Below are 10,000 nucleotides of genomic sequence, written 5' to 3'. Positions count from 1 at the left end.
CGAGTGGGATACCTTATTATTTTTCTACGGCATTGTAATGTGTGTAGGCGGACTTGGCTTTTTAGGTTATTTAAACTTGATGTCTGAGATGCTTTACGGCAGTTGGTCGGCGACAACGGCCAATATATTCTTAGGGGTTATTTCGGCGGTTATCGATAACATCCCCGTGATGTTTGCAGTGCTGTCTATGCAGCCGGATATGTCACACGGGCAATGGTTATTAATCACCTTAACAGCGGGGGTCGGCGGTAGTTTATTGTCAATTGGCTCTGCTGCCGGTGTAGCATTAATGGGGCAAGCCCGCGGTTATTATACTTTCTTTGGCCATTTAAAGTGGACGCCAGTTATTGCGCTTGGCTATGGCGCAAGTATCATGCTGCATTTATGGTTAAACGCAGGCCTTTTTTAATAGAGCACTGAACAGCATAATTAAAAGCGAACAAGTTGCTACTTGTTCGCTTTTCTCTTTATACGGATAGTTAAATTTTGTGAGCCAATTTAAGCCAACAATATTATTTAAATCACTTCAATGACTTGCTCTTGGCTTAACCGTGATTTTGGCAGTTTTGCGTTATAGTCGGTTTGTGTTTCGTGATAACCGATGACAAGTGCTACTTCACAAACATAACCACCTAACTCATCGGCAAAAAGCTCACCAATTAGCTCGCTATCAACGCCTTCCATTGGGGTTGAATCAATACCTAAACGTGCAACGGCGTGCATAGTATTACCAAGTGCAAGGTAGGTTTGTGCTTTGCTCCAGGTGCCGTTGTTACCAGATTCATCGGTATTTAAATCAACGAATGCATATGCGCCAAACGCTTGCTCGCGATTTTCTGCCGGCGTGCGGCCATTTGCTATATCTGCATCAATCACTTTTGCATAATCTTCGCGGCTGTATTTTGGGTTGTATGCAAATAAAATAATGTGTGAGGCAGTTTTAATATGAGGTTGATTAAATTGAAACTTGTTAGCAAAAGTATCATGCATACGTTGCTTTGCTTGCTCAGACTCAATAACAATGAATTTCCACGGCTGTGAGTTAATTGATGATGGAGATAAGCGCATAGCTTGATAGATAACAGCTAAATCATCTGCCGATACGCGTTTAGTTGCATCATATTTTTTGGTTGTGTAACGCGCTTCTAAGTCAGTAATAATCGGGTGTGTCATAATAGGTTCCTGTAGCGAATAGCTTTATTTAATCAAAGCCGTTGAATGAAGCAGATGATAGCGCTTGCATTACTTTTGATAAACAGCATAATTATTGAATCATTATCAAATATATTTAGATAATATGCAGATTGACGATTTAAAACTCATACTGAAAGTCGCTGAATTTAAAAGTATTACCCTTGCGGCGGCAAAACTTGATATGCGTACAGCAACCGCCAGCGCCGCTATCAAACGAGTGGAAGCGATATTAGGAGTTGACCTATTTGTGCGCACTACGCGGCATTTAAGGCTTTCAGCAGCAGGTGAACGCTACATTCCACAGTGCGAGCAAGCAATAACGATACTTGAGCAAGCTCGGCAAAACCTTAAAGGCGAACACGATGAGATTGAAGGCGAGCTAAGGGTGGCATTATCTTCTGATCTTGGCCGTAATTTAGTGATCCCTTGGATTGATGAAATTATGGATAGTTACCCTAAGGTGAGTCTACGCACGCATATTAGTGACAGTAACGTAGATTTTTACCGAGATTCGGTGGATATAGCACTGCGTTATGGCTCGCCAAATGATGCCAATGTTTATGGATTTAAAATTTGTAACGTGCCCCGCTTATTGTGCGCCACCAAAGAATACGTGCAGCAATATGGTGATCCTCAGCACCCAGATGATTTAACCCAGCATCAAGGGTTATTTTATCAACTGCAAGATATTATCAATAATGTGTGGGAATTCACCGACGGGCAAAACAAATACAAAGTCAAAATGCAGGGCAAGCGCGCCTCTAATGATGGTGACTTAGTACGGCGTTGGTGTGTTGCCGGCAAAGGGCTTGCCGTAAAATCAGCATTAGATATAGCCGATGACCTACTAAATGATCGAGTCGTTACCCTGATGCCGGGCTATCAACATACCTGTGGCGAACTCTGGCTCATTTGCCCAAGTCGTCAATCAATTACTCCTGCAGTTAGACTATTACGTGATGCGTGTCGTGAAAAAGCACGCACGATAATCAGCCAACTAATTGATAAAGGCGTACTTGAACACAGTGTACTTGATGACTAATTATTAAACATATTCTGTGCTACAACGTGGTAATTGAGCATCAAGGGGAGTTTACTATTATTCTGTAGGGTCACTTTTATTTATATGCTCCGCAATTTCGTTTAAAAATAACGCCTTTAAAGTTTTTGCTTCAAATAAAAAGCCCGAACTGTATACAGCTCGGGCTAGTTGGTTGGGATATCAAATTTTATAAAGGTGAGTGGCTTACTTTACTGTCCACCTTGTCGCTAGCCGGAGTTCCATCTACCAGCGCTTCTTTACCGCGCCATTTACGAATTAATCGTTTGGTATCTTCTAGTGCGACATATTGACATGGGATCAGGATCAGCGTGATCACCGTGGCAAATAACACACCAAAAGCGAGCGATACCGCCATGGGGATGACAATTTTAGCTTGTAAGCTGGTTTCCATAATAATTGGTAACACGCCAATAAAGGTGGTGATTGAAGTGAGCATTATCGCTCTAAAGCGGCGTGCACCAGCCTGCATTACCGCGTCTTTAATGGCAACACCTTCAGCGCGGGCTTTATTAACAAAGTCCACCATTACTAATGAATCGTTCACAACCACACCGGCTACAGCAATGATCCCGAAGATAGATAAACCGCTCATGGTCATGCCTAAAATCATGTGACCAAACATGGCGCCAATTACTCCAAATGGGATCACCGACATAATGATTAACGGCTGTGAGTATGAGCGCAGTGGTATCGCTAATAACGCGAAGATAATCATCATTGATAGTGCAAAATCACGCACTTGCTCTGCAACGCTATCCATTTCTTCTTGAATACGCCCAGCAACATTACTTTGTACACCAGGGTAGCTTTTCAATAGGGCTGGTAAGTATTCATCACGAATTTCTTTGGCAATTGCAAACGGTTCAACTTGGTCGGTATCAACCGCAGCCCATACGTTAACGGTGCGTTTTGAGTTTTCACGGCGAATGCGATTTACACCATCAACCAGTTTTACATCAGCAATTTCAGCCAAAGGAACTTCTGCACCCGTTGGTGTAATGATCCGCGCATTGCCGATATCGCTGATTGAATTACGTGCTTCTTCAGGATAGCGGACCATGACTTTTACTTCTTCGCCGTCACGTAAAATACGCTGTGCTTCAATGCCATAATAACTAAAGCTAACTTGTGAGGCGACATCAGCAAGAGTGAGTCCCATGCTGTACGCCAGTGGTTTTAAGTCAAGCTGCACTTCATCAGTAGCACTTTGCATTGAGTCATTGACATCACCCACACCTTCCATGGTGTTGAGTTTTTCTTTAAGTTTTGCCGCTACTTCTTTTAGCTGTTTGGCATCTTTACCTTCAAGGCGGAAGCTCACATCACCGTCGTCTCGACCACCATTCATAATACTGTCTTGAATCGTTAGTGTTTTCACGCCCGGTAAAGGAGGCATTTGTTCACGCCAAAGGGCGCTCAATGCAAAGGTATCAATAGGGCGTAACTCAGGATCAATTAATACCGCCATAATGCTGGCATCTGTACGGCCACGTAAACTAACTGACAGGTCACGTACCATGGCTGTGCCATATTGCTCTTTCAGTTGTTTATCAACATTGATAATGACTTGCTCTATTTTTTGCGCGGTTTCTAAGGTGGCTTGCTCAGATGAGGCTAAGTTCATTTCAACCGAAATACGTGGAAAGTCATGAGGAATTTTAGGATTCGCGACAAATTTCACTAAACCACCGGCAAACATACCGCCACTGACAATTAATACACAAATAAAGCCAATAATGACGGTATAACGATAGTGAATACAATGACCAATAAATGGCGTGTAGTAGTTATCAACAAAGCGCTTTAAACCACTATCCATGACTTTACGAAGGCGATGCAACGGGTTTTTAGGATTAGGCTCACGGTGTTTCATCGCTGCTAGATGGGCGGGTAAAATAAGCTTTGATTCAATCAGTGAGAAAATCAAACACAGAATAATTACGCCGCCAATGGCTTTGGAAAACGCAGCACCAGGGCCACTTGCTAAAGTTTGTGGTAAAAATGCAGCAATGGTGGTTAGTACGCCAAAGGTTGCAGGCATCGCAACGCGTTTCACACCACGCACTACGTTATCCAGCGAGTGGCCATGTTTTTCAATTTCAGCACTGGCCGATTCACCCACGACGATGGCGTCATCGACCACAATACCGAGCACGAGTATAAAGGCAAACAGTGACGCTAAGTTGATGGTGACATCTAAAAAGCCCATTGGCATCATTAAAAAGGCGCCAAGGAATGACACAGGCAAGCCCATCATCACCCAAAACGCTAAGCGCAGTGGTAAAAATAGCGCAAGCACCACCATAACTAGCAGACCGCCCCATACCATGTTGTCGATCATCATGTCTAAACGACCTTCAAGGTAATAAGTTAAGTCAACAATGGGCGTGAGCTTAACACCCGCTGGAAGCTGGCCTGCTTTATCCGCTAAGTATTGTTTTAGCACTTTGGCTACTTTGGTGATGTCTTGATCTTTTGAGGCGTTTACTTCAAATGACAGGGAGTTTTTACCATTATATTTTGAGTATTGCAGGCCTTCTGCAAAGCCATCGTTGATGGTTGCTACATCACCTAAATACACTTGCGCGCCATCAGGCAATAAAATCAGTGGCAGTTTTTCAAACTCATTACCGCGATAGGCTTGTTTTTCAACCCGCATCGAAATATAGCCGTTTTCAGAGCGAATTTGCCCTGCCGACATATTGGCTGAAAAAGCACGCACGGTACTGGCAATATCTCTAAAGTTTAAACCGTACTCGCGTAGCTTATCTGGGCTGACTTCAATGCTAATTTCGTAATCAAGGCCGCCATTAAATTCAACGAGGTTGATTTGCGGCAGTGCTTGTAGTTCATCTTTAATATTATTGCCAAGCTCTTTGAGCTGATAATTGCTCATGTCGCCGTAAAGGGCGAGGATCATCACTTCTTGCTCAAACTTATCATGGCGCACAATTGGGCGCTCCATGTCAGCAGGGAAGGTGTTGATCGCATCAACTTGCATCTTTATTTCATCGAGTACTTCTTTAGTATCGTATTTTTCTTCGATTTCGATCCAGGCTTGAGAAAAGCCACGATTTGAATAAGTAATTTTCCGTTTGATGCCTTCTAAGCCTTCGAGAGCTTCTTCGACCTTAATGGTGATGCCTTCTTCAACTTCTTGTGGGGCAGCACCTGGGTAGACTGCTTGTACGCTGATCCAGTTATTTTCAAACTGTGGGAACATCTGCTTGCGAATAGAAAATGCTGTTAAAATACCGCCTACTAAAATAAAAATCATCAATAGATTTGCTGCAACAGGGTTACGGGCAAACCAAGCAATTAAGCCTTTTTCGCTATGAATGCTCATGGCTTATTCCTCTTTCAGCGCAAGTTGCGTTGCACCGACAGGCTTATCAGCGTCATTTAGTTTGACTTGCATGCCTTCGGTTGGAAAATCTAAAGCCGAGGTGATCAGTTGCTCACCATCATCTAAGCCTTGTGACGCGATGATCATGCCATTTTGCTCTCTGATGATATTGAGAGACTTAAACGAAAGCGTTAAATCGTCATTCATTACCGCTATTTTAGCGTTTTTCACTAAGTGATGAGGAACGATAATCGCATTATCCAGTTCACGCCCAGCAATTGTGGCATTGATATAAGAGCCAAAACGCAATGGTTGCTCACTGGCATAGGGGGTATCAACTTGTGCTACTAAATAGCTCATACGACTTTTTTGGTCAATAACGCCTTCGCTACGGACAATCTTAGCCTGCCACGTGGTTGGCTTACCGGCATAGTCTGCACTGAGTGTTACATTCGCGCCGATACCACTGTTAGTCAGGTATTGTAATTCTTTATCAGCCACGGGTAGGCGAATTTCAGCAACCAAAGTTGAACTGAGTGCGCCAAACTGGCTACCTGGGTTAACAACACTGCCTAAACTAATTGCGCGTTCAGAAATAATCGCATCATAAGGCGCTTTGATATACGTACGCTCTAAATTACGCTTGGCGCGTTTTTCAGAAGCTTGCGCTGCGCGATAGCGGGCGAGTTTTTCTGCTAACTGTGGTTTGCGCAAATAGAGTTGTGAAGGGATCACTTGGTTTGAATCGTCTTTTATACGGTCCCATTCAGCCTGTGCTACATGTGCTTGTGCACGTTCAATTTCTAAGTCTGAACTTGCTTGAGCAAGCCCTGCTTGTGCTTCAATTAATGCCGCTTCATAATCATTTGGATCTATTCGTGCTAGAATATCGCCTTGCTTAACAAAACCACCTTGCACAAATTGCTCAGATACAAACACCACTTGGCCACTTACTTGCGCAACCAGTGGAGTGTGATCTTTTGCTTTAACAACACCATACGATTTAACGTCTAGGGTAATTGCATCAAGGTGAACTGGGTTAACAGAGACCAGTGGGCGTGTATCTTGTGCTGGTTTTTCTTCAGGCGGTTGTTTCATCGCTGAAAACGCAACCGCAAGACCTACACCCGCGACTAACACGGCAATAGGCAGAATGATTTGTTTTTTAGTAGCCACAGGGCTTTCCTCATAATTAGGTGACGCTGTCATTATAATGAAGAAAGTGTTTACAAGGCGTATGAAGATGTAACAAGTCATTACACGATTAACATATTGATGAAATAGATCACAAAAGGGGCAGATTATGAACATATCAGCAATGGCATGTCGGCTTGGCTGTGGCGCATGTTGTATTGCACCAAGCATTAGCTCACCGATCCCAGGAATGCCGCATGGCAAGAAAGCGGGAGAGCGTTGTATTCAATTAGATAACAATAACTTATGCAAATTATTTGGTGATGAAAGCCGCCCGAAAGTGTGCAGTGATTTTAGTGCAACAATCGATGTTTGTGGCACCAGTAACGCACAAGCATTGCAGTTGATCACCGAGCTTGAACACATGACATAAAAAAACCGCATCTTAAAAAAATGCGGTTTTTAGACATATTTTTTATTTACCAGCTATAAGTTGCACTCAGAGTGTATTGCTCACCGCGCCCAGGTGTACCGGGGATCTCTTCAAATGATTCGGCCCATAAGTTATCAGCCGCTAGGGTGATAAATAGATTATCAAGCTCTGACGGGGTTATTTTCAATGTTAAGTGGGTAAATAACGCCTCATCATCGCCATTTCGTAATGAATTCTCATGTTGCTTACGCCATTCATTGTCAATTCTAAATTCAAGCAAATCCATGGGTTGCCAAACAACGCCAAGCGTGACGCGATGATCAGGAAAGTTTAATGCATAAAAACTGGCATCTATATCTGCTGCGCCATAACTTTCTGACTTGTGCAGATAAGTGTAACTGCTTATAAGTTCAACAGCATCAAAATGCTTAGTTGCTAAAAACTCGATACCAGTGGTGTCGATATCAACGGCGTTAGCAGCACGGGCAGAGGTCGAGTTGAAACTGTAAGTCCAATCGGTTAGGTTTTCATCTTGGCGGTAAAAAATGGCTGAATCTAAACGCCAAGTTTGCTGTTCAAGCAATAAACCCAGTTCTAGGTTCTGGGTGGTTTCGCGGTCAAGATTATAGTTACTTCTAAATAATCCACCCGCTTCACTGCCACCAATGGCTGTGTATCCAGCAACTTGACTTGCCTGTGCAAACGATAAGTACACAGTACGCTCTGTGCCATCATTACTGAGGGTATGCCAAGCTAAGTCGCCAAGCAGTGAGAACTGCGAGTCATCTCGATTGGTATCATCAAAAGCGGCGCCTAAGCGAATGGTCAGTAATTGGTTAGTATCAATGGCTGTTTTGTATTCTGGTAATACACTGAGTTTATAATAATTGCGCGAGGTAAAGTTATTCTCAAGGGTGGTAGATTCAATTGAATCTGCCATGTATTGCGCTGAGTAATTTATTGCAAACGATTCACTGTTACTATGGCGCCCTGAAAGCGCCAGAGATTTAACTTCTGTTTCATGAAAAGCTTGAAACGCACTGGGGTTTTCACGAGAGTAAATATAATGGTCGTTATTTTTACGATAATAAGCCGATACTTCAACAGAACTCGCTTTTGCATAGCCTTGTTTATGGTTAAGCATGAATAATTGTGTATCAAGATCTTCGCTTTCGTTCACCCCAAATGGCGTGTACAAGTTTGGCCAACCAAAGAACTTTTGTTGCGAGCCATAAAATAAATCTGTTTGCGATTGCGGGCCAGTTAATTGCACGCGCCCAGACGCACGGGTAAAGTCATGATCGCCATTATCAATGGTGCCGTCACTTTGCGAGTGAGCGTAGTCACCTTGAAAGCCCAGTTGCCAATCAGGCTGGCCTGCAAGTGGCACACTGACTCCAGCATTGATGCTTTGTAAATTAAAGTCGTTATTACCAGTACCTAATGAAACACTGCCGCCAGTATTGATGGGCGTCCAACCAAACGACACCGTACCAACAGAGCTATTAACACCATACAGGGCATTATCAACGCCAGTAAAAATGTTTGCCGTGTCAAGCATCTGCGGTGCAATTGGGATTTCAGCAAAGTAATGGCCTGACTGTGGGTCGAATAGCGTTGCACTGCCCACCCGAAAGCCGGTGTTTTCAAAAATACCACCGCGAATAGTCACATCCGCTTGTGCTTCGGCCATATTACGTGATTGTAAATCAACACGCGGGTCGTATTCTAAATTTGAGATGGGCGCAGCAAAGGTGCCAACAGGTTCATTATTTGCAGTGGCTGACACTTTTACTGTTATTTGTTCTATGTTGTCAGTGTTATTTATTGCATCTGCTGCGAGTACCGCAGTTGATAAACTGCAAAAAATAGCAGGTAGGACTAGTTGTACTGTTTTTATCACTTTAAAATCTCTTCACGCTTTTATGTATACTGTGCGATAGCTATTGTTTTTAAGTATTGCCCCATGAGCGAACACGCAATTATAGCGTACTATCTGAATAGGGCGCTATTGTACATTAATTCGAAAAAACTGCATTTGATAATAATTCGTAAAATTGCCTATTAATGGCCCATTTTTAACTTACTTTGATGTGATTGAGGTCTCAATAGATGAATATACAACACGATAATAATCTTAATTTAGACAGTGTTTATTTTGCTGGCGGCTGCTTGTGGGGCGTTCAAGAGTTTATCAAGCATTTACCCGGTGTAGTGAGCACTGAAGCTGGGCGTGCCAATGGCACCAGTAACAATACCGCGGGTGAATATGATGGTTATGCTGAATGTGTGCAGGTGGTTTTTGATACCGATAAAGTGGCGTTGAACACCTTGATCAGCTATTTCTTTGAAATTATTGACCCTTACAGTATTAACAAGCAAGGCGATGACGTAGGGCCAAAATACCGTACGGCCATTTACAGTAAGCAGCCAGCGCATCTAAACATAGCGAAAGACTTTATTAGTACTCGTGATGATGCAGACAAAATAGTGGTTGAAGTACTGCCTTTGACAAATTACGTAGCAAGCGATCCTGAGCACCAAGACCGCTTAACCAATTTCCCCGATGATTACTGTCATATACCGCAGTCGTTACTGCATAAATACAAAAAGTAACGTACTGTGAATCTAAGCTCAGATGTTATTTAGGTGTTTGGTTGACCGACTTTTTCATTTTTACCAAAAAAAGTAATAATAAGTGCAACAAATATACCTACAAAACCAACTGTTGAAAATACGAGTTGATATTCACTGTAAATATTTAATATATTCAAGATGCTAGTAAGTAGTAGTAACGATATACCAGTGATTTTTATGAGTGTTAGTTTTT

8 protein-coding genes and 1 pseudogene are annotated in these 10,000 nt (G+C 42.8%); 4 read left to right on the top strand and 5 right to left on the bottom strand.

What is annotated here, in order from left to right; genetic code table 11:
* Positions 1-409, top strand: a 409-nt coding sequence (nhaD, locus tag ENH88_RS02780; RefSeq protein WP_304179198.1) for a sodium:proton antiporter NhaD, incomplete at its 5' end; no start/stop codon positions are given.
* A gap of 107 nt (positions 410-516) precedes the next feature.
* On the opposite strand, the gene ENH88_RS02775 is transcribed toward nhaD, so the two are convergent.
* Positions 517-1,173: a nitroreductase family protein gene (locus ENH88_RS02775; protein ID WP_304179195.1), complete on the bottom strand. Its 657-nt coding sequence runs from the start codon at positions 1,171-1,173 to the stop codon at positions 517-519.
* Positions 1,174-1,297: 124 nt separating this feature from the next.
* Between ENH88_RS02775 and ENH88_RS02770 the strand changes: the two genes are divergently transcribed.
* The gene (locus ENH88_RS02770; RefSeq protein ID WP_304179200.1) at positions 1,298-2,236 is read left to right on the top strand and encodes a LysR family transcriptional regulator; all 939 of its coding nucleotides are present in this window, start codon (positions 1,298-1,300) and stop codon (positions 2,234-2,236) included.
* A 187-nt stretch (positions 2,237-2,423) separates the two neighbouring features.
* Here ENH88_RS02770 and ENH88_RS02765 read toward each other — a convergent pair whose 3' ends face one another.
* Positions 2,424-5,603 (bottom strand): efflux RND transporter permease subunit, encoded by a 3,180-nt coding sequence (locus tag ENH88_RS02765; RefSeq protein ID WP_304179193.1) that lies wholly within the window; start codon positions 5,601-5,603, stop codon positions 2,424-2,426.
* Between the two features lie 3 nt (positions 5,604-5,606).
* On the bottom strand, positions 5,607-6,779 hold the full coding sequence (locus ENH88_RS02760) for an efflux RND transporter periplasmic adaptor subunit (RefSeq protein WP_304179192.1): 1,173 nt from the start codon (positions 6,777-6,779) through the stop codon (positions 5,607-5,609).
* 127 nt (positions 6,780-6,906) lie between these two features.
* Between ENH88_RS02760 and ENH88_RS02755 the strand changes: the two genes are divergently transcribed.
* Complete coding sequence (locus tag ENH88_RS02755; RefSeq protein ID WP_304179190.1) at positions 6,907-7,170, top strand: YkgJ family cysteine cluster protein; 264 nt, start codon at positions 6,907-6,909, stop codon at positions 7,168-7,170.
* A 46-nt stretch (positions 7,171-7,216) separates the two neighbouring features.
* Here the strand turns inward: ENH88_RS02755 and ENH88_RS02750 are convergent, their stop codons facing one another.
* Positions 7,217-9,073 (bottom strand): TonB-dependent receptor plug domain-containing protein, encoded by a 1,857-nt coding sequence (locus ENH88_RS02750; RefSeq protein ID WP_304179187.1) that lies wholly within the window; start codon positions 9,071-9,073, stop codon positions 7,217-7,219.
* A 209-nt stretch (positions 9,074-9,282) separates the two neighbouring features.
* On the opposite strand from ENH88_RS02750, the gene ENH88_RS02745 reads away from it, so the two are divergent.
* Positions 9,283-9,786, top strand: a complete 504-nt coding sequence (locus tag ENH88_RS02745) for a peptide-methionine (S)-S-oxide reductase (protein ID WP_304179185.1) — start codon at positions 9,283-9,285, stop codon at positions 9,784-9,786.
* Positions 9,787-9,815: 29 nt separating this feature from the next.
* Here ENH88_RS02745 and ENH88_RS02740 read toward each other — a convergent pair.
* A pseudogene (locus tag ENH88_RS02740) lies at positions 9,816-10,000 on the bottom strand (hypothetical protein); the annotation flags it as partial.

Origin of the sequence: Pseudoalteromonas prydzensis (assembly GCF_011050055.1) — a bacterium.
GTDB classification, from domain to species: domain Bacteria; phylum Pseudomonadota; class Gammaproteobacteria; order Enterobacterales; family Alteromonadaceae; genus Pseudoalteromonas; species Pseudoalteromonas prydzensis_A.
This window is presented reverse-complemented; position numbering and strand designations above follow the sequence as displayed.

Excerpts from the sequence above, each read along its gene's own strand:
- ENH88_RS02775 (WP_304179195.1), bottom strand. The coding sequence starts at position 1,173 with ATGACACACCCGATTATTACTGACTTAGAAGCGCGTTACACAACCAAA.
- ENH88_RS02765 (WP_304179193.1), bottom strand. The coding sequence starts at position 5,603 with ATGAGCATTCATAGCGAAAAAGGCTTAATTGCTTGGTTTGCCCGTAAC.
- ENH88_RS02755 (WP_304179190.1), top strand. The coding sequence starts at position 6,907 with ATGAACATATCAGCAATGGCATGTCGGCTTGGCTGTGGCGCATGTTGT.
- ENH88_RS02770 (WP_304179200.1), top strand. The coding sequence starts at position 1,298 with ATGCAGATTGACGATTTAAAACTCATACTGAAAGTCGCTGAATTTAAA.
- ENH88_RS02745 (WP_304179185.1), top strand. The coding sequence starts at position 9,283 with ATGAATATACAACACGATAATAATCTTAATTTAGACAGTGTTTATTTT.